The organism is Mesorhizobium sp. M1217, from assembly GCF_040318275.1.
GTDB lineage: Bacteria > Pseudomonadota > Alphaproteobacteria > Rhizobiales > Rhizobiaceae > Mesorhizobium.
On record NZ_JAMYMA010000003.1, the window covers coordinates 45,891 to 65,828 of the forward strand.

The following is a 19,938-nucleotide window of genomic DNA, read 5'->3' on the forward strand; positions in this document are numbered from 1 at the left end:
GATAGCCGGAGAGAAATCCTGATGACGAATCCCCAACGCGTCCTCGTTACGGGCGGAGCTGGTTTCATAGGCTGGCGGTGCGCGCGAAATCTCGCCAAGGACGGCGCTCGGGTGTTGATCGCCGATAATCTTTCGGTCGGCATGCCGATGCCTGACATGGACGGATGCGAGACGCGGGAGATCGACATCCGCGACAAGAGTGGGATGGTAGAGTTGGCTGAGGGTTTCAAGCCCGACACCATTATCCACCTGGCGGCTATTCACCACATTCCGACATGCGAGCGACAGCGCGCCTATGCGTTGGACGTGAACGTGGTCGGCACCGAAATCGTCCTCGATGCTGCTGAAAAGGCTGGTGTCGGAACGGTCGTGCTGGCGTCCAGCGGCGCGGTGTACGACTGGGTCGATGCCCCGCTCGACGAGGATGCGACCAGGACCTGGCCTTGCGACAACTATGCTCTGTCCAAGCTGACCAATGAAAGCCAGCTTCGTTTCTGGGCCGACAGGACCGGCGGGAGGGGGCGTGTGGCGCGCATCTTCAACACTATCGGCCATGACGACCCCAATGCGCATCTCATTCCCGATATTCTCAACCAGCTCTACAATGCCAAGGGCCAGGCCAGGATCGCATTGGGCAATCTGAAACCGCGGCGCGACTACATCCATGCGGAGGATACCGCTGCCGGGGTGGCGGCTTTGGCCGGCGACACTGGTGAGGCGAGTTTCGATGTCATGAATATCGGTTCCGGCAGGGACGCATCGGTGGAGGAGCTTGTTCGCCTGATCGGAGCGGCGATGAAGGTCGATATCGAGATCGTCGAGGACAAGGCGCGCTTACGCAGGGTCGACCGCGCAACGCAACTGGCCAAGGTGGACAAGATCGGAAATCGAGTTGGCTGGTCCGCCAGATCTTGATCCGGCCCCGCATATAGCAAGGCAGGCGGAAGTGATCGCACGGTATGAACTGCCGCAGCGTTATTTCTACCTACCGAACCAGTTCTGGTCGCACAAGAACCATGGGCTTGTGATCAAAGCATTGGCGCACATATCGGCAAATGGCGGGCTTGATAAGGTTGCCCCCGTGATCTTGACCGGGCGAACCGAAGACCCGCGCAATCCCCGACATTTCGACCAGTTGCTGGCTAGCGCCAGGGAGGCCGGCGTGTCGGGTCATTTCCGTCATCTGGGCCTTGTGCCTTACGAGGATGTGTTCGGCCTCAACGCTGCTTCCGATGCTCTCATCAATCCTTCGCTGTTCGAGGGCTGGTCAACCACGGTCGAGGAAGCCAAGGCGCTCGGCACACGGATGCTCCTCTCGGATATCAGCCTTCATCGGGAGCAGGCGCCAAACGCGACGTTCTTTCCGGTCGACGATGCCGTGGCGTTAGCGTCCGCCATGGTCACCATGTCTCAGGGACCGGCGCGAACGCATGAAAAGGCCGAAAAGCTGCGTGCCGATCATGCGGCGCGTCGCCAGATGTATGCGGACGCGCTTCTTGGAGCATTCCAGCGCGCCGCCGCAGTTCGCTGACCGCCCTCAGTCATGATCGAACCGTCCAGGCCCCTGCCGTCGGTCGCTTTTCACGGTTATAACTGGGCATGGCGCTTTTTGAACTGACCCTTGTTCTTCTCCTGGCCGCGGTCGCCCTGACGGCGTTGTCACGGCGTCTGCAGATTCCCTATCCTTCGTTGCTGGCGCTGGCCGGCGCCGGCATAGCCTTCCTGCCGTTTGCACCGACCATCGAGATCGACCCGGAGCTGGCGCTCGCTCTGTTCATCGCGCCGGTGCTGCTCGACGCGGCCTATGACACGTCGCTGCGCGATCTCAACCGCTACAAGGTTTCGCTCATCCTGCTGGCGCTCGGCGCCGTCATCTTTACCACCGTGACCGTGGCATTTGTCGGTTGGACGATGGCAGGCCTGCCCATTGCCGCGGCCATAGCACTTGGGGCGATCGTGGCGCCGCCCGATGCCGTCGCAGCCGCGGCCGTGCTCGGACAGTTCAAGGTGCCGCACCGCATCACCGCCATCCTGGAAGGCGAGAGCCTGCTCAACGACGCCACGGCGCTGTTGATCTACAGGATGTCGGTTTCCGCAGCCGCCGGCTCCATCCTGTTGAGCAGTGCCGTACCAATGATCCTGCTGTCGACGGTCGGCAGCCTTGCCGCAGGCTATGTGCTCGGCCGGTTGTCTCTCGCGATACTCGGCCGCATCGACGACCCGGCGAGCGGCACCGTGGTGCAATTCGCCTCAACGTTCGGCGTCTGGATCCTGGCCGACAGGATAGGGCTTTCCGCCATCATCACGATCGTCGTCTATGCCATGACGATCGCACGTACGTCGCCGCGCCGCATGCCGGCAAGGAATCGTGTCAGTTCCTACTCGGTCTGGGAGACGGCGGTGTTCGTGCTCAATGTCTTGGCCTTCGTTCTGATGGGACTTCAGGCACGGTTGATCGTCGGCCGCCTTGCTGAGCAGGGGCAGGTCGAAGCATTCATCTTCGCCGCAGCCGTGCTGGCTGTCGTCATCGTCTCGCGGCTGGTCTGGGTGCTGGGCTGTGGCGCGATCCTCAGAAGGCTGGCACGTCTGGGCGATGAGGACAGGCGGAGAGACGCTCCGACATTTCGCGGCGGCGTGCTCATCGGCTGGTGCGGCATGCGCGGCCTGGTGACGCTTGCGGCAGCCTTCGCCTTGCCGGCCGATTTTCCCGGCCGCGACCCGATCGTGCTCGCCGCTTTCACTGTCGTGCTCGGCACGCTGGTGCTGCAAGGCGTCAGCCTGAAGCCGTTGCTGCTTCTGCTCAATTTCGACCCCGACCAGACCGTCGACCGGGAGGTCGCGCAGGCGCGCGTCGCCATCATGCAGGCGGCGCTGGACGTGCTCAGCGGCAAGACATCGAGTGCGGCAGGGGCGGTGCGCGAGCAATATGCGGCGCAGCGCGCCATCGCCGAAAACCCGGAGGATGCCCAGGCCGCGACCGAGTATGACAGATTGCGTCTTTATGCCATCAAGAGCCAGCGCGATGCGCTGGAGCGTTTGCGCATCGACGGAACGATCGGCGACGAAGCCTACCACCGCCTCGAGGAAGAAATCGACTGGTCGGAACTGGCAGCATCCCCGCCCGGTCGGTTCCAGCCGCTGACCACTTAGCATCTGGCCCAAGCTCCCTCCGCCCGGCTGCACATTGCAAGGCTGTCAGCGAACGGCTACTGCCAGCAGGAAACTGAGCCGGATAAGCAATGAAGCTGGTCAGCTACAACATCCAGTACGGCTTCGGCAGCGATGGCCGCTACGATCTGGCGCGCTGCGCCAAGGTCGTTGCCGGCGCCGACATCATCGCCTTGCAGGAAGTGGAGCGGCACTGGTTGCGCAGCAACGAGGACGACCAGCCGGAACTTCTTTCGCAATTGCTGCCCGACTATCATTGGGCCTATGGCCCGGCCTTCGACATGGATGCCAGCCAACGGCGTGAAGGCCGCGTCGTCAACCGCCGGCGGCAATTCGGCACCATGCTTTTGTCGAAGCTGCCGATCGTCTGGTCGCGGCTGCACACGCTGCCGCTCAGGCGCACGCTGCGGCCGCTCAACACCCGGAATGCCGCACTTGAGTGCATGATCCGCACCCCCACCGGCCCGGTGCGGTTCTTCTCGCTGCATCTGGCGCATATCGCGGCCGAGGAGCGGCTGGAGCAGATCGAATACCTGCTCGCCGAGCATGACCGGGCGCCGTCCGAGGGCGGACCATGGAGCGGCGCCGACGATGAGCCGGCGCGCAACTGGAGCAATGGCGAACAGGAGCCGGAAAACCCGCTGGCGGCGATCTGGATGGGCGACTTCAACATGGAGCCGGGCAGCGCCGAGTACCGCCGCATCGCCGGCAGCGCGCCCTATCATCGCGGTGCCGCCTATCTCGACGGTTTTGTCGATGCTGCCGCCGTCGCCATGGAACCGACGGCGGATTTCCACACCCATGTGAAGACCATCGACGGCAGAGTGGCAAAGCGCCGGCTCGACCATTGCTTCGTCGGCGGCATGTTTGCCGGGCGCGTGCGTTCGGTCAGTGCCGATATCGGCCAAATCGCCTCCGACCATTTTCCGCTCTGGGTCGATATCGACATGGAAACGCCGGTAGCCACCGGGATCGGCGGCGGATGAGCCGCCGATGAGCCTGTTTGTCTTTTTCGCGGTGCTTGCCGCTGCGGCCATGCATGCGATCTGGAATGCGCTGGTCAAGGTCCATCTCGACCGTTTCCTGTCGATTACGCTGATGACGGCCGGCATGGGTGCCGCCGCGCTGGTGACGTTGCCTTTCGTCGAGGTGCCGAAGCCGGAAGTGTGGCCATACATCCTCGCCTCGGTTGTCTTCCACATGGGCTACAGGACGTTCCTGATCGGTGCCTACAAGGCCGGCGATTTCGCCCAGACCTATCCGCTGGCGCGCGGCGCCGCGCCGCTATTGGCTGCTTTGGGGGGCATTGTGGTTGTGGCCGAGATGCCGGCGCCGCTCGCTATCGTCGGCATCGTCTTGTTGTCGGCGGGCACGCTGGTGCTGTCGTTTCGCGGCGGCGCGCATCTGGAGAAGTTGAACCTGCGCGCCGTCGGCTTCGCGCTGGGCACATCGATCTTCATCGCCAGCTATACGCTGTCGGACGGCAGCGGCGCGCGGCTCGCCGCCACCGCGTCGAGTTATGCGGCCTGGCTGTTCGTCTGCGACGCGCTGTGGGCGCTGGTGCTGTGCGTCGTCTTTCGCGGCCCACGGGCGCTGCCGGTGCTGGCGCGCGACTGGAAGGCGGGAATCTATACCGGCGTGCTCAGCGGCGGCGCCTACTGGATCGTGATGTGGGCGATGACCAAGGCGCCGATCGCCTCGGTGGCGTCGCTGCGCGAAACATCGATCCTGTTCGCCATGATGATCTCGGTGTTCGCGCTCGGCGAGAAGATGACGGCATGGCGAGGTGCTGCGGTGCTTAGCATCGTCGCCGGCGTCGTTGCGCTGAGACTGGGATAGTCACGCGATCTCCAGGTCGAATACCATCAGCCCGTCCGTGCCACCTTCGAGCGCCGCGACCAGTCTCGCGCCGGCTCGCTGGTGCGCTTCATGCTCCAGATAGGCATCGCGTGCCGCCGCATCGCGAAAGTCGATGGTGAAGCCGTGCGTGAAGCCGCGGGCGAAGGGTTCTGGGCTGGTGTTGGCGCTGAACTCGACCTTGCCCATGCCGTCGATCACCGGCCGCAACGCTTCGAGATCGCCATGGATTGCCGCGCGCTCGGCGATGGCGACATCGTTGCGGAATCTGACGAAAACACAGTGCCTGATCATTCTTTGTCCCTCATGCCGCTCGGTTGGTGGAAAACACCGCCGGCGGCAGCGGCTCCCGGCCAAGGATCAGATCGGCGCCCTTTTCGCCTACCATGATCGTCGGCGCGTTGGTGTTGGAGGAGGGGATGCGCGGCATCACCGAGGCGTCGCAGACGCGCAGGCCCTCGATGCCGCGCAGCTTGAGATCGGGCGTTACCACGCTCATCGCATCGTGGCCCATGCGGCAGGTGCCGACCGGGTGGTGGTCGGTCTTGGAACTGCGGCAGGCGTAGTCGAACAGTTCGTCGCCGGTCTGCAGGTCGGGTCCCGGTAGTACCTCGCGCAGCACGTAGGGCTGCAGCGCCTTCTGCCGCATGATCTCGCGCGCCAGCCTCAGCCCCTTGATCGACATGTCGCGGTCATAGGGATCGGACCAATAGTTCGGATCGATCAGCGGGCGGTCGGCCGGGTCGGCACTGTTCAGCCGCACCGTGCCGCGCGAGCGCGGGCGCAGGAAGGCCGAGTTCAGTGTCACGCCCGGATTGTTCAGCTTCTCGACGCCGGCCTCGATGCCGGAGCCGAGGCCGAGATGCAGCTGGATATCGGGAGAGGCGGCGGTCGGATCGGCGTACCAGAAGCCGCCGGTCTCGAACAGGCTGGAGGCCACGGGGCCCTTCTTCAGGAGAAGATACTGCAGGCCGGCCCACGCCGTCCAGTGCAGCTTGGCGTAGTTGTCATAGGTGTGGTTGCCGGTGCATTCGGCGATGACGAACAGGTCGAGATGATCCTGCAGATTGGAGCCGACGCCGGGCAAATCGTGCACCGGCGTCACGCCGACCGCCTTCAGATGGTCGGCCGGGCCGATGCCCGACTGCATCAGAAGCTTCGGCGAGCCGATGGCGCCGGACGAGACGATCACCTCGCGTTCGGCGTGCAGGATCGTTGGCTGGCCGCCCGGCTTGTCGACGATCTCGACGCCGACAGCGCGGCCTTTGTCGACGACGATGCGTGTCACCAGAACGCCGGTCCTGATGGTGAGATTCTTGCGCTCGCGGATCGGCCTGAGATAGGCGACCGAGGCGGAGGAGCGTTTTGCGTCCTTCTGCGTCAATTGGTAGTAGCCGACGCCCTCCTGGCTGGCGCCGTTGAAGTCGGGATTAAAGGGAATGCCCATCTCTTGTCCGGCACGGAAATAGGCCTCGCAGATCGGCAGCGGCGCGATCGGGTTCGATACGCCGAGCGGGCCCTGGTCGCCGTGAAAATCGTTGGCATAGCGCTGGTTGTTCTCGGCGCGCTTGAAATAGGGCAGCACGTCGCGATAGCCCCAACCGGCAAGGCCTTCTTCCTTCTCCCAGGCATCGTAGTCGCGGGCGTTGCCGCGCGTGTAGATCTGGGCGTTGATCGAAGAGCCGCCGCCGATCACCTTGGCCTGCGTGTACCGGAAGACGCGATCGTTCATGTACTTTTGCGGCACCGTCGACCAGCCCCAGGCGGCGATGCCCTTGGTCATCTTGGCAAAACCGGCCGGCATGTGGATCAAGGGATGCCAGTCCTTGCCGCCGGCTTCGAGCAGCAGCACCTGATGCGACGGATCTTCGCTCAGCCGATTGGCGAGTACGCAGCCGGCCGGGCCGGCGCCGACAATTATGTAGTCAGTCATGGGATGTAGTCGATCATGGCGTCACCTGTTCATAGCCTCGGCACGGACAGCGCGCCGTCGACATTGATGACCGAGCCGGTCGAAAAGCCGAGCTTGCCCCCGGCGAGCGCCGCCACGGCGGCACCGATATCCTTGCTCTCGCCCCAGCGCATTGCCGGCACCAGGCCTCCGTCGATCAATCCGTCATATTTGGCGGTGACACCCGCGGTCATGTCGGTGCGGATGATGCCCGGCCGCACTTCGAACACGGCGATGTTTTCGGCGGCAAGCCGCAGCGCCAGGTTCTTCACCCACATCGAAAGCCCGGCCTTGGAAATGCAGTAATCGGAGCGTTCCGGCGAGGCCATGGCGGCACTGACCGAAGTGATGGTGATGATCGACCTCGCACCATCGCTCGGCAGGTCGAGCATCGCTTTGGCAACGGCCTGGCTGAGGAATACGGTGCCGCGCAGATTGATGCTGAGCACCCGGTCGAAATTTTCCGGCTTGAGTTCAAGCAGGTCGCCGCGCAGGACGGTGCCGATGCCAGCATTGTTGACCAGGCAGTCGATGCGGCCGAAGGCGCTTGTCGCGGCATCGATCAGCGCTGCATGGCCGTCGAGGTCGGCGATGTCGCCGCTGACATAGGCGAACTTCGCGCCGCGCCCGGTGATGTCGGCGGCGAGCCCGTCGGCGGCTTCGTTGGCAAGGTCGGCGACCAGAATATCGAAGCCGGCGCTGGCCAGCGCCTCGGCGCAGGCAAGGCCGATGCCGCGCGCACCGCCGGTGACGATCGCTGCCGGGCGCCTCATGTTGCGAGCTCCGTCTTGCGGATGTGGTCGGCGACGCGCAGCGCCTGTGCGGCGATCGACAGCGCCGGATTGACGGCGGCCGAATTCGGCAGGAAGCCGGCATCGACGACGAACAAATTGCTGTGGTCGAAGGAGCGGCAGAACGGGTCGAGCGGCGAGGTCGCCGGGTCATTGCCCATCTTCACCGTGCCGCATTGGTGCGAGGGCGTGCGCTTGTCGAACGGCCGCGACAGGACGATCGGATAGCCGCAGGCGCGGAAATTCTCGCGCATCACCTTGGTCAGCCCGTCGAGCGACTGCATGTTGGAGCGCCGCCATTGCATGACGATGTCCTTGCCGTCGACCATGATGCGGCTCTCGGGATCGGGCAGGTCCTCGCACATCAGATACCAGTCGACGGCGTGGCCGGCCATGAAATCGAGCGCGAATTTGGGCGCGCGCCTGACATTGGCCTTGAGGATGTTGCCGTCGATCTTGCCGAGGAGCTGGACATTGCCGAGCGGCTTGCCGCCCTTGCCGTCGGACAGATAATAGTCGTTCAGCATCAGCGTTTTCTGGTAGACGGATTTGTTCCGGCGGCGTGGATCGATCGCCAGCATGGCGCTCGAATTGTGGTTCATGAAGTTGCGGCCGACCTGGTCGGAGCGGTTGGCCAGGCCTTTGCCGCCGCCTTTGCCGTTGGGGGAAGGCGAACGCAGCAGGATGGCGGCGGAATTGACCGCGCCGGCCGACAGGATGACCAGCTTCGGCGCGACGCTCTTCAGCGTACCGTTCTGTCGATAATGGACGGCGGCGATCGTCCTGGCGTCCGGCGATGCTTCGAGATGTTCGACATGCGCGCCGGTCTCGAGCTTGATGTTCTGGTCGGCAAGGGCCGACGCCAGCGGCCCCGTTTGCGCGTCGACCTTGCCGGCGCCGGTGTTGGGAAACGCATCCCACGGCGTGCTGCCGTCTTTCAGCCAGGCTTCGATGTCGACGCCGAGCGGCAGCGATGCCGGATGCAGGCCCAGGCTCTTCAACTCGGCGCGCGCACGCGCGATAGGCGGCTCGTCGGGTACCGGGCCGAAAGGGTAGGGCGTCGAGTGGAACGGCTCGGTCGGGTCTTCGCCGAGCGCACCACGCACGCGAAAAAGCTGCTCGGCCCTGGAATACCAGGGTTCGAATTCCTCATAGGAAAACGGCCAGGCCGGCGAGATGCCGCCATAGTGCTCCATCTCCGAAAAGTCTTGCCTGCGGTAGCGGATCAGCACAGCGCCGTAGAATTTCGAATTGCCGCCGACATAGTAGTAATTGCCAGGGTTGAACGCGGCACCCCCGGCCTCGAGCCACATCTCCTTCGGCCGGTAGTGGCCATCGACGAAGATGGCGCGGGTGTCGCGTGTATGCGGCGTCGCCGGCAGCGGTTCGCCGCGCTCCAGCATCAGGATCGAGGCGCCACCGCCGGCAAGGCCGGAAGCGATCGTGGCGCCGCCTATGCCGGAGCCGATGATGACGATATCTGGATTTGTCATGGCCGTCAGACGATGCGTCTCTCGGTCGCCGGATCGAAGAACACCGCCTTGGTCAGGTTGAAGGCGAGCGGCGTGACCGTGCCGGGCTGGATGTTGGCGTCGGCGCGCAGCCGCGCCACCACCGCCTTGCCGCCGAGATTGGTGACCGCGAACGTATCCGAGCCGGCCGGCTCGATGACCTCGATGTGACAGTCGGCGCGGGCGATGTTCGAGGCGTTGCGTTCGGCCCCTTCGGGATCGGTCAGTGCTTCCGGGCGGACGCCGAAGATGATCGGTTTTCCCTGGAACGCCGACAGGCCGGCCGGCGCATTGGCCAGCGGCAGCGAGATCGGCTGGCGCGCCTCGCGCTCCATGACGACGGAGTAGCCGCTGCCGTTGCTGCCGATCGTCGCCGGGATCAGGTTCATCGCCGGCGAGCCCATGAAGTCAGCAACAAACAGGTTGACCGGATTGTTATAGATTTCGGCCGGCGTACCGAACTGCTGCACCTCGCCGTCGCGCATCACCGCGATCTTGGTGGCCAGCGTCATCGCCTCGATCTGGTCGTGCGTGACGTAGACGATGGTGGTGCCGGTGGTGGCGTGCAGGCGCTTGATCTCGATGCGCATGTCGACGCGCAGCTTGGCGTCGAGGTTGGACAAAGGCTCGTCGAACAGGAACAGCTTTGGATCGCGCACCAGTGCCCGGCCCATGGCGACGCGCTGGCGCTGGCCGCCGGAAAGCTGGCTTGGCTTGCGCTTCAGCAAATGGCCGATCTGCAGGACCTTCGCCACCTTGTCGATGGCCTTCTGGCGCTCGTCGGCCGGCACGCCGCGCATCTCCATGCCGAAGGCGATATTGCCGGCGACCGTCATGTTCGGATAGAGCGCGTAGCTCTGGAAGACCATCGCGATGTCGCGCTTGGAGGGGTGGAGATCGTTGATCGTGCGTCCGTCGACGCGGATTTCGCCTTCGGTGATGGTCTCCAGGCCGGCAATGGTGTTGAGCAGCGTGGACTTGCCGCAACCGGAGGGCCCGACCAGCACGAGGAAGCCGCCCTTTTCGAGGTCGAGATCGATGCCTTTCAGGATCTCGACCGCTCCGAAACGCTTCTTCAACCCGTCAATTTCCAGAAAAGCCATGCGATTATCCTTTGACGGCGCCGGCCATCAGGCCGCGCACGAAATAGCGGCCGGCGAGCACATAGACGAGGAGCGTCGGCAGCGCGGCGATCATCGCCGCCGCCATGTTGACGTTGTATTCGACGACGCCGGTCGAGGTGTTGACGACGTTGTTCAGCGCCACGGTCATCGGCATCACGTCGCCGGAGCCGGCATAGGCGGAGGCAAAGAGGAAGTCGTTCCAGATATTGGTGAACTGGTAGATCACCGTCACCACGATGATCGGCAGCGAGTTGGGCAGCATGATGCGCCGGAAGATCTGGAAGAAGCTGGCGCCGTCGATCTGCGCCGCCTTCACCAATTCATTCGGAAACGCTTCGTAGTAATTGCGGAAGAACAGGGTGGTGAAGCCGATGCCGTAGACGACGTGGACGAACACCAGGTTCACCGTCGGATTGCCGAAGCCGAAGGTGAGGCCGGTCGCGTTCTGCAGCTTGACGCCGAACCGGCCGAAGCTGCCGAGGATCGTTGCCATCGGCAAGAGAACCGATTGGAACGGGATGAAGCAGGCAAACAGCATCAGCCCGAACACCAGCGTCGCCCCGCGAAAGCGCCACTTCGTCAGCACATAGCCGTTGAGCGCGCCGAGCAGGGTCGAGATGACGACCGCTGGAACCACCATCTTGATCGAGTTCCAGAAATAACCCTTCATGCCGACGCAGGTGAGACCCGAGCAGACCTCGCTCCACGCCCTTATCCAGGGTGCGAAAGTCGGCGCTTGCGGCAGCGCCAGCATGTTGCCGTTCTGGATTTCGTCCATGGTCTTGAACGAGGTCACCAGCATGACGAATAGCGGCATCAGGTAGAACAGCGCGAACAGCGCCAGCAGCCCGTAGATGACGATGCGGTTGACCGTCCTGGCGCGGATACCGCCAGTGTTCTGGCGAGCAGGAGTGGCCACGGCGCTCATCGCGGCTTCTCCCGGAGCTCGGAATAGAGATAGGGAACGATGATCGCGGTGATGGTCATCAGCATGATCACGGCGCTGGCCGAGCCGACGGCCATTTCGTTGCGCTTGAAGGTGTACTCATACATGAAGTTCGACGGCAGCCAGGCCGAGCCGCCCGGCCCGCCGCTGGTCAGCGCGACGACCAGATCGTAGGACTTGATGGCGAGATGCGCGAGCACGATCAACGCCGAAAGGAAGATCGGCCGCAGCAGCGGAATGACGATGCGGCGGTAGAGCTGGAAGGTGGTGGCGCCGTCGATCTGCGCCGCCTTCATGATCTCGCCGTCGATCCCGCGCAGGCCGGCCAGGAACATCGCCATGATAAAGCCCGAAGCCTGCCAGACGCCGGCGATGACCACCGTGTAGATGACGAAATCCTTGTTCTTGATCCAGTCGAAATGGAAGCTCGTCCAGCCCCACTGGTGCAACGTCTGCTCGAGGCCGAGGCCGGGGTCGAGAAACCATTTCCAGGCAACGCCGGTGACGATGAAGGACAGTGCCATGGGGTAGAGATAGATCGGCCGCAACATGCCTTCGCCGCGGATCTTCTGATCAAGCAGGATCGCCAGGAACAGGCCGAGTGCCAGGCAGATGGAAATATAGAGGAAGCCGAAAATCCCCATATTGGTGATCGACGTGTACCAGCTGGACGGCGGATCGCTTTCGAAGGTCCAGCGCCATAGCCGCTGATAGGCGCGTGGCCCGGTGATGGCGTAGGAGGGAAAGGTCTTGGAGTTGGTGAAGGACAGATAGATCGTCCACAGGATGAAGCCGTAGACGAAGACGACGGAGGCGGCAAAGCTTGGCGCTAGCACGAGCTTCGGCAGCGCGTCCTGAAGGCGCGAGCGCACAGAGGCGCCCGGACGGGCATCGTGCTCCGGCGTCAGCGTGATACTGGTTTCAGCAACTGTACTCATCTGTCCATTCCGTATGGCGGGTCCGGAATTCGGCTGTCGCGGGCTCTGCGGCACGAAAGCGTGCCGGTCGGCGCAACCCCAAAACCTCGCCGCAGGGAAATCTCCCCGGCTTGCGCCGGGGAGATCATTCACATCGGCGGTGCCTTACTTGGCGTCTTCGATCGCGCTGACCAGTTGGGTCACGGCCTCGTCCGAGGTCTTGATCTGGCCGTGCACGAACTTCGAGACGACATCCTTGTAGGCGTTGGCAACCGCCGGAGGCGCGCCATAGCCTTGCGCCAGCGAACCGAACAGCGTGCCGCCTTCATTGGCGGCCTTCAAATCGGCCATGCCCTTCTTGCCGCAAGCGTCGAAATCGGTGTCCGGCACGTCGGTGCGGGCCGGAACAGAGCCCTTGACGACGTTGAAGGCCGACTGGAAGCTCTTCGACAGAGTGGCGGTGGCCAAGGCGATCTGGGCGGCCTTGCGGTCCTCCGGAACGTTGAACATGCCGAACATGTCGGAGTTGTAGACGACGCTGCCATCGGTGCCGGGGAAGCGGTAGCACAGGAAGTCGGTGCCGGGGACCTTCTTGGCGGCGTTGAATTCGCCCTTGGCCCAGTCACCCATCACCTGCACCAACGCATCGCCCTTGATGACCATGGCGGTGGCGAGGTTCCAGTCCCGGCCTGAGAAGTTCGGGTCGACATAGGTGACGAGCTTGGCGAGATTGTCGAACGACTTCTTCATCGTGTCGGACTTCAGCGACTCCTCGTCGAGGTCGTTGAAGGCCTTCTTGTAGAACTCGGGCCCGCCGGTCGACAGCACGACCGAGTCGAACATGGTGGCTTCCTGCCAATTCTGGCCGCCCAGCGCGAGCGGGATGACGCCCGCCGCCTTGGCTTTGTCGAGCAGCGCGATGAAGTCGTCGAAGGTCTTGGGCTCGGTGCCGCCGATCTTGTCCATCACCGCCTTGTTGATCCACAGCCAGTTGACCGAGTGGACGTTGACCGGGGCCGCGACCCACTTGCCGTCATAGACCGAGAATTTCTGCAGGGCCGCGGGAACGGACTTGTCCCAGCCTTCCTTTATCGCCGTCTCGGTCAGGTCGCCCATGACGCCGGCTGCGGCGTAGTCGAGCACGGTATAGCCAAGCATCTGCGAGGCGGTCGGGTAGTTGCCGGCCGCCACCATCGCCTTCAGCGCGGTCATGGCGGCGTCGCCGCCGCCGCCGGCCACCGGCACGTCCTTCCAGGCAAAGCCTTCCTTGGCCAGATCCTGCTTGAGCACGTTCAGAGCGGCAGCTTCGCCGCCCGACGTCCACCAATGCAGCATCTGGACTTCCTTGACGTCCTCGGCATGGGCCGCGAACGCAACGCCCGACGCGAGTGCCGTCCCGATAAGCAGTTTGCGCAACATGTACTTCCTCCCTTGTTGAACTTACAACGACCGGCGGATGGCCACCGGGTTCTTCCCAACTCAGCCGACCCACCATCCGGTGCGCTGGCCGCGATGAAACTGGATTGTCTTTTCCTCGGTATAATCCTCGACGGCGCGCTTGCCGAGTTCGCGTCCCAAACCGGACTGCTTGTAGCCGCCGAAAGGCAGTTCGGGGTAACCCTCCATGAACGTGTTCACCCAAACGGTTCCCGAACGCACATTCCGCGCCACCGACATGCAGGTATCGATGCTGGCGCTCCACACGCCCGCCGACAGACCATAGGGCGTGTTGTTGGCGATGTGCAACGCCCTTTCAATCGATTCAAAAGTCAGCACCGAGAGCACCGGACCGAACACTTCCTCGCGCGCAATGGCCATGTCTTCGGTGACGTCGCGAATGATGGTCGGGTCGAGATACTGGCCGGCGCTGGAAGCAAGTTGCTTGCCGCCAGTATAAATCCGGCTGCCGTCGTTTTCCGCTGCCGTCACGTAGCCGGTGACCTTGGCCACATGGTCGGCGGAGATCATCGCGCCAACCTTGGTGCGGTCGTCGAGCGGGTCGCCGACAACCACCTTGGCGGTGAGGGCTTTGACGGCGCCGAGGAACTCGTCGGCGATCGCCTCATGGACGATCAGCCGGCTGCCGGCATTGCAACATTCGCCGGCATTGAAGAAGCCGCCGAATACCGCCGCGTCGGCGGCGGCCTCGAGGTCGGCGTCGGGAAAGACGATCTGGCCGTTCTTGCCGCCGAGCTCCATCGAGACTTTCTTCAGCGAGTTGGCGGCAGACGCCATGGTCATCTTGCCGACGCGGGTGGAGCCGGTGAACGACACCATTTCGACCAGCGGATGGCTGACCATCGGTGCGCCGACATCGGCGCCCAGCCCGGCAAGGATGTTGACGACGCCATCGGGCAAGCCGGCCTGCATCAGGATCTCGCCGAGCACGAAGGTCGAGGCCGAGGTCATCTCGCTCGGCTTGACCACCGCCGTGCAGCCGGCGGCGAGCGCGAAGGGCAGTTTCTGGCTGACGATAAGGAACGGGAAATTCCACGGCGTGATGATCGAGACGACGCCGATCGGTTCGCGCAGCACGACACCGAGCATGGCATCGCCGAGATTGGCGTAGCTTTCGCCGTGAAGCGTGCGGGCGAGTGCCGCAGCATAGCGCCAGATGTCGATGGCGCCGCCGATCTCGCCGCGCGCCTGGGCAATCGGCTTGCCGGATTCCAGCGCGTCGAGCCGGGCAATCTCGTCCAGTCGCGCCTCGATCAGGCCAGCCGTCTTGAGCAGGATCGCGGCGCGCTCGGCGGCTTTCATGCGCGGCCACGGGCCGGTCTCGAAGGCCTTGTGCGCGGCCTGTACCGCCGCCTCGACGTCCGCCGCGCCGGCTTGCGCATAGCGCGAAACGGTGAAGCCGTGGCCGGGGCTGCTGCGCTCCAGCGTGCGGCCGTCCTGGGCATCGACGAACTTGCCGTCGATCAGCAGCCGGTAGCTTTTCGGCGCTGCGGCTGCCTCGGTGGGCATAGTGATGTTAAGAGGCGCGTTCATGTGAGTTTCAGGTTCCTAAGATCTTGAGAACGCCGGCTTCTGCTTGGCTTTGAAAGCCTCGACGCCAGCCCTGAGATCGCTTGTCAGCGCAATGAAGCCGCTGGCGAGCGCTTCGGTCGCGGCGGCACTCTCCTCGCCTTCGGCAATGGCAATCATCAGCTTGGCAGCCTCGGCCGCCAGCGGCCCGCGCTCGGCGATCTTGCCGGCCCAGGCCTTGGCTTCGGCGAACGCCTTACCGGTCTCGACCACCCGGTCGACAATCCCCAGAACAAGAGCCTCGGTAGCCAGAAACACTTCGCCGCCGAGCGCCATCCGCCGCACTGCCTGCGCACCGAAGCGGCGCACGGCGCGCTGGGTGCCGGACCAGCCGGGAACGACGCCGATCGAGGTTTCGGGGAACCCCAGCTTCACCTGTGTTTCCGCCACGCGGAAGTCTGCAGCCGCCGCCAGTTCCAGCCCGCCGCCCAGCGCATGGCCGGCAAGCACGGCGATCGTCGGCTGCCGCAGCCGCGCCAGCCGATCAAAGACGCGGTGGCCGTAGCGCACCCATTGCACCTGGAAATCGGCGGCGCTCATTTCTGCCCAAGCCTCGACATCGCCGCCGGCGCAAAAGCCCTTGCCTTCGCCGCAGATCAGCACGATGCGGACGGTCTGCGCCGCCTCGGCTTCGTCGAGCGCTGCTTCCAGCGCCCGCAGCATCGGAATATCGAGCGCGTTGAATTTCTCCGGCCGGCGCAGCGTGGCAATGCCTATGGCGCCGTCGGTTTCAAAGGTTACCAGACGCTCAGCCATGTGCGCCCCCAAGCGACGCGCCGCCATTGAGCGACAGGCCGATCGGCCGGTCCCGGTAGAGCGCATCCGGTGTGATTTTCAGGTCGTTGGCGACGGCGAGCGGGATCTCGGCCTGCGCCAGCACATCGCGCTCGAGGTCGATGCCCGGCGCCAACTCGGTCACCATCAGCCCCGCCGGCGTCAGCTTCATCACGCAACGCTCGGTGACATAGGTGATATCCTGTCCCTGCGCGACGGCACGCTTGCCCGAGAAGGAGATATGCTCGACCTCGTCGACGACTTTTTTGACCTTGCCCTCCTGGTCGATGCGGATGCTGCCACCGGCAAGCGACAGCTTGGCGCCGGCGTTGAAGAAACCGGAAAAGACGATCTTCTTCGCTCGCGCGGTGATGTCGACGAAGCCGCCGGCGCCGGCGGTGACGTGGGGCCGCGCCGAAAGCTTCGAGACGTTGACAGAGCCGTGGCGGTCGATCTGCAGGAAGGACAGCAGCGAGGCGTCGAAGCCGCCGGCCTGGAAATAGATGAACTGGTGCGGAGAGGGCATGAAGGCGTCGGCATTCGACGAGCAGCCGAACTTGAAGTCGAGCAGCGGCACGCCGCCGACCGCACCCTGTTCGATGACCCAGGTGACCTTGCCGTGCTGGCCTTCCTCGATCAGGATACGCGGCACATTGGCCGAGATGCCGAAGCCGATATTGACCGCCATGCCGTCGGCAAGCTCCATTGCGACGCGCCGGGCAATGACCTTCTGGACGTTCATCTCGGCGTTGCGGAAGCTCGACAGCGGCCGGAAAATCTCGCCGGAGATGGCCGGATCGTAGGGCGTCAGCGTCGTCTGCAACTGGTCGGGCGCCACGACGATATGATCGACCAGCACGCCGGGCACTCGCACATTGTGTGGCTTCAGCGTGCCGTTCTCGACGACGCGCTTGACCTGCGCGATGACGATGCCGCCATTGTTGCGGGCGGCCAGCGCCTGTTCAAGGCCGCCGAGATAGGCACCTTCATGCTCATAGGTGAGGTTGCCGCGCTCATCGGCGGTGGTGGCGCGGATGAGCGCCACCTGCGGCACGATCGAGCGGAAATAGAGCCACTCCTCGCCATCGAACTGCTGCACCGAAACGATCGGCTCGCTGGCGGCAGCATTCATGGCGCAGCCCTGGTGGCGCGGGTCGGCGAAGGTGTCGAGCCCGACCTTGGTCAGCACGCCGGGACGCTTGGCGGCGGCTTCGCGATGCATGTCGAACAGGATGCCGGACGGCACGTTGTAAGCAGCGACCGAATTGTCGCCGATCATCTTCCAGATCTGCGGCGGTTCGCAAGATGACGGCCCGGATGGATAGGAACCGCACAAAGTGCGCTTCAACAGGCCGGGCTTGGCTAAGTGATCGATGCCCTTGATGCCGTACATATCGCCGGCGGCGATCGGGTGCAGCGTCGTGATGTCCTTGGGATGGCCTTCGGCGTCGAAGCGCTCGCCGATCGCGGCAAGCACCGCATCCGGGCAGCCGAGGCCGCTCGACGACGAAACGGAAACGACCACGCCATCCCTGATCAGGCCGGCAGCCTCAGCCGCGGAAACGAGCTTGCTCATCCAGCACTCCCGAGCTTCGGGTCGATGGCAACGGCCTTGCCGGACCTGGCCGACTGCAATGCCGCTTCGGCTGATGTCAGCGACCAGACGCCGTCCTCACCGGTGGCGGAAGGCTGGCTCTCGCCACGGATCGCCGCGTGGAATTGGCGCAGCGAACGGGCATAGAGGTCTTCGCGGTCGAAGCTCAATTCCTCCTCGCCCTGTGCCGTGCGCAGCAACACCGAGCCGATTGGCTTCTGCGTCATCACATCCCTGGCGATCAGCGAGCCTTCGGTGCCATGCACCTCGAAGCCGGTGCCGGCGAATTTGGTGGTGAAGCCCTCATGCGACTGGGCGATGACGCCCGATGCGAAGCGCCAGAGGCACATGGCGCCGTCTTCCAGCCCGCCGGCGGCCATGCCGGCCGATTGCGTGAACGCCGAGATCTCGAGGGGATCGTCGCCGAGCACGAAGCGCAGGGTGTCGGCATCGTGGACGGTGATGTCGAGCACCACGCCGCCGCCGGCGTCCGGCCTGGTGATGCGCCAGCCCTGCAGGTTTTCCGGCAGATAGACGGAGTGGAAGACGCGCGCGGCGATCGGTCTGCCGATGCGGCCGGCAGCGATCGCTTCGCGCATCGCCCGATGCGAGCCCGCATTGCGCAGATGGTGATTGGTGCCGAGCACGACGCCGGCGGCCCTGGCCGCCGCGACCATCTTGCGGGCGTCGGCGCTGGTCAGCGCCAGTGGTTTTTCGCAAAGCACATGCTTTCCCGCCTCGATGGCGGCGAGTGTCTGTTCGAGATGCAATTCGTTGGTGGTCGAGATGTAGACGGCGTCGATGTCGGAGCTGAGCAATTCATCAAGCGCCGAGACCGCCGCCGGAATGCGGTTTTCGCTGGCATAGGTGGCGGCGCGCCCCGGGCTGGAGCTCATCACTGCGGCGATCTCGCCGTCCGGCTGCGCGCGGATGGCGCCGATCATGAACTGTCTTGCGATCGTGCTGGCGCCGATCAGCCCCCAACTGACGGTCATGCCGCGTCTCCCATTCCTGCGCAGCTATGTCCCTTGCGATCGGGGCCGCAGCTTTCCCTGACCACGAGGTTGACGGCGCCGATATGATCCTCGGCGCGCGTGGTGCGCGATTGGATCATCTTCAGCACGACATGGGCGGCGCGCTCGCCGAGACCGGCGGTGTTCACCGAGACGCTGGTCAGCGCCGGCATGTAGTGTTCGGCCTCGGCCACGTCGTCGAAACCGACGACGGCAAAATCCGCGCCGGGTTCCAGGCCGCGCTTGCGCAGGGCCAGCAAGACGCCGAAGGCGACCGCATCGTTGAAGCAAAGCGCCGCGGTCGGCGGCGCGGCCATGGCGAGCGCGGTTTCCAGGCAGGCAATGCCGCCCTTGCGGCTGGTTTCGCCCTCGAAGACCAGCCTGTCGGCCGGTGCGATGCCGAGCGCTTCACAGGCCTCGCGAAAGCCGCCCAGCCGCTCGTGATAGACGGCAAGATCGGGCGAGCCGCCGAAGAAGGCCAGCCGGCGATGCCCCTTGCCGATCAGATGGGCGGTGGCAAGATAGGCGCCGCGATGGTTGTCGGGCGCGATCACCGGAATGCGGCTTTCAGGAAGCCGGCGCATGACGAAGACGACCGGAACGCCCGCGGTCTCAAGCCGGCGGAAGGCGCCAGGCGCGGTGCCGCGCGCCGGCGACACGACGAGCCCGGCGACCCCTTGCTCCATCAGCGATTTCAGCACCTCTTCCTGGCGCACCGGGCTCTCCGCCGTGTTGGCGATGAAAGGCACGATGCCGGCCGACTGGAAGACGCGCTCCATGCCGACCGCCATCTCGGCGAAAAACGGATTGGTAAGATCGTTGATGACCATGCCGATGACGTTGGAATGGGCCTTGCGCAGATTGGCGGCGCCGCGGTTGTAGACATAGCCGACATCCTCGATCGCCTTGCGCACCTTGAGCGCAGTTTCAGGCCGGATCAGCCCGCTGCCTTGCAGCACCAGCGAAACCGTCGATTTGGACACGCCCGCCTCACGGGCTATGTCGAGTATCGTTGCCTTGGCCCGGCTGGCCATCCAGATCTATCCTCCCGATGGTTTCTTATGCGATTTATTGGAACGATCTAATCCCTCCTATGGATTTGAGTCAATCGCGTTTTTGCGAATCCGTGAAAATGCGGCTCATGGCGCCCAATTGCGAAGGAGTGTATGGCTTTCTGCTGTTGCGCTGCCGCAATTCGACCGGCGCACGGCGGAGCGGCAAAGCATCTTGATTTATTGGAACGTTCCATTTAATAGGCGCTGGGA

The 19,938-nt window shown here is 64.2% G+C and carries 18 protein-coding genes; 5 read left to right on the forward strand and 13 right to left on the reverse strand.

The annotated features are described in order from the left end of the window. The first annotated feature begins 21 nt into the window (after positions 1–21). From NKH37_RS05450 to NKH37_RS05470, 5 genes are all read left to right on the forward strand, one after another. The gene (locus tag NKH37_RS05450) at positions 22–915 is read left to right on the forward strand and encodes an NAD-dependent epimerase/dehydratase family protein (protein WP_353004704.1); all 894 of its coding nucleotides are present in this window, start codon (positions 22–24) and stop codon (positions 913–915) included. 31 nt (positions 916–946) lie between these two features. Beyond that, positions 947–1,531: a glycosyltransferase gene (locus tag NKH37_RS05455; RefSeq protein WP_353004706.1), complete on the forward strand. Its 585-nt coding sequence runs from the start codon at positions 947–949 to the stop codon at positions 1,529–1,531. A gap of 68 nt (positions 1,532–1,599) precedes the next feature. Beyond that, positions 1,600–3,150: a cation:proton antiporter gene (locus NKH37_RS05460; RefSeq protein WP_352845555.1), complete on the forward strand. Its 1,551-nt coding sequence runs from the start codon at positions 1,600–1,602 to the stop codon at positions 3,148–3,150. 89 nt (positions 3,151–3,239) lie between these two features. Then, positions 3,240–4,154, forward strand: coding sequence for an endonuclease/exonuclease/phosphatase family protein (locus NKH37_RS05465; protein ID WP_352918346.1), 915 nt, complete (start codon positions 3,240–3,242; stop codon positions 4,152–4,154). A 7-nt stretch (positions 4,155–4,161) separates the two neighbouring features. Next, complete coding sequence (locus NKH37_RS05470) at positions 4,162–5,007, forward strand: EamA family transporter (RefSeq protein WP_352918344.1); 846 nt, start codon at positions 4,162–4,164, stop codon at positions 5,005–5,007. On the opposite strand, the gene NKH37_RS05475 is transcribed toward NKH37_RS05470, so the two are convergent. The 13 genes from NKH37_RS05475 to NKH37_RS05535 form a co-directional block, all read right to left on the reverse strand. Further along, positions 5,008–5,319, reverse strand: a complete 312-nt coding sequence (locus tag NKH37_RS05475) for a Dabb family protein (protein WP_353004708.1) — start codon at positions 5,317–5,319, stop codon at positions 5,008–5,010. Positions 5,320–5,329: 10 nt separating this feature from the next. Continuing rightward, complete coding sequence (locus NKH37_RS05480; RefSeq protein ID WP_352481919.1) at positions 5,330–6,958, reverse strand: GMC family oxidoreductase; 1,629 nt, start codon at positions 6,956–6,958, stop codon at positions 5,330–5,332. 29 nt (positions 6,959–6,987) lie between these two features. Beyond that, positions 6,988–7,749, reverse strand: a complete 762-nt coding sequence (locus NKH37_RS05485) for a 3-ketoacyl-ACP reductase (protein ID WP_353004710.1) — start codon at positions 7,747–7,749, stop codon at positions 6,988–6,990. Continuing rightward, on the reverse strand, positions 7,746–9,260 hold the full coding sequence (locus tag NKH37_RS05490) for a GMC oxidoreductase (protein ID WP_353004712.1): 1,515 nt from the start codon (positions 9,258–9,260) through the stop codon (positions 7,746–7,748). The genes NKH37_RS05485 and NKH37_RS05490 overlap by 4 nt, the downstream gene beginning before the upstream one ends. Before the next feature lie 5 nt (positions 9,261–9,265). Further along, positions 9,266–10,381, reverse strand: coding sequence for an ABC transporter ATP-binding protein (locus NKH37_RS05495; RefSeq protein WP_353004714.1), 1,116 nt, complete (start codon positions 10,379–10,381; stop codon positions 9,266–9,268). A 4-nt stretch (positions 10,382–10,385) separates the two neighbouring features. Then, positions 10,386–11,330: a carbohydrate ABC transporter permease gene (locus NKH37_RS05500; RefSeq protein WP_023719057.1), complete on the reverse strand. Its 945-nt coding sequence runs from the start codon at positions 11,328–11,330 to the stop codon at positions 10,386–10,388. Continuing rightward, positions 11,327–12,286, reverse strand: coding sequence for a carbohydrate ABC transporter permease (locus NKH37_RS05505; protein ID WP_023719058.1), 960 nt, complete (start codon positions 12,284–12,286; stop codon positions 11,327–11,329). The genes NKH37_RS05500 and NKH37_RS05505 overlap by 4 nt, the downstream gene beginning before the upstream one ends. Before the next feature lie 144 nt (positions 12,287–12,430). Further along, on the reverse strand, positions 12,431–13,684 hold the full coding sequence (locus NKH37_RS05510; RefSeq protein WP_031194023.1) for an ABC transporter substrate-binding protein: 1,254 nt from the start codon (positions 13,682–13,684) through the stop codon (positions 12,431–12,433). Between the two features lie 60 nt (positions 13,685–13,744). Next, complete coding sequence (locus tag NKH37_RS05515; RefSeq protein WP_353004716.1) at positions 13,745–15,256, reverse strand: aldehyde dehydrogenase family protein; 1,512 nt, start codon at positions 15,254–15,256, stop codon at positions 13,745–13,747. A 15-nt stretch (positions 15,257–15,271) separates the two neighbouring features. Continuing rightward, positions 15,272–16,048, reverse strand: coding sequence for an enoyl-CoA hydratase/isomerase family protein (locus tag NKH37_RS05520; RefSeq protein ID WP_023719060.1), 777 nt, complete (start codon positions 16,046–16,048; stop codon positions 15,272–15,274). After that, the gene (locus NKH37_RS05525) at positions 16,041–17,642 is read right to left on the reverse strand and encodes an acyl CoA:acetate/3-ketoacid CoA transferase (RefSeq protein ID WP_023719061.1); all 1,602 of its coding nucleotides are present in this window, start codon (positions 17,640–17,642) and stop codon (positions 16,041–16,043) included. Before NKH37_RS05525 ends, NKH37_RS05520 begins: the two co-directional genes overlap by 8 nt. Continuing rightward, on the reverse strand, positions 17,639–18,655 hold the full coding sequence (locus tag NKH37_RS05530) for a Gfo/Idh/MocA family protein (protein WP_023719062.1): 1,017 nt from the start codon (positions 18,653–18,655) through the stop codon (positions 17,639–17,641). Before NKH37_RS05530 ends, NKH37_RS05525 begins: the two co-directional genes overlap by 4 nt. Further along, positions 18,652–19,707: a LacI family DNA-binding transcriptional regulator gene (locus tag NKH37_RS05535; protein WP_353040841.1), complete on the reverse strand. Its 1,056-nt coding sequence runs from the start codon at positions 19,705–19,707 to the stop codon at positions 18,652–18,654. Before NKH37_RS05535 ends, NKH37_RS05530 begins: the two co-directional genes overlap by 4 nt. Between the last annotated feature and the right edge of the window lie 231 nt (positions 19,708–19,938).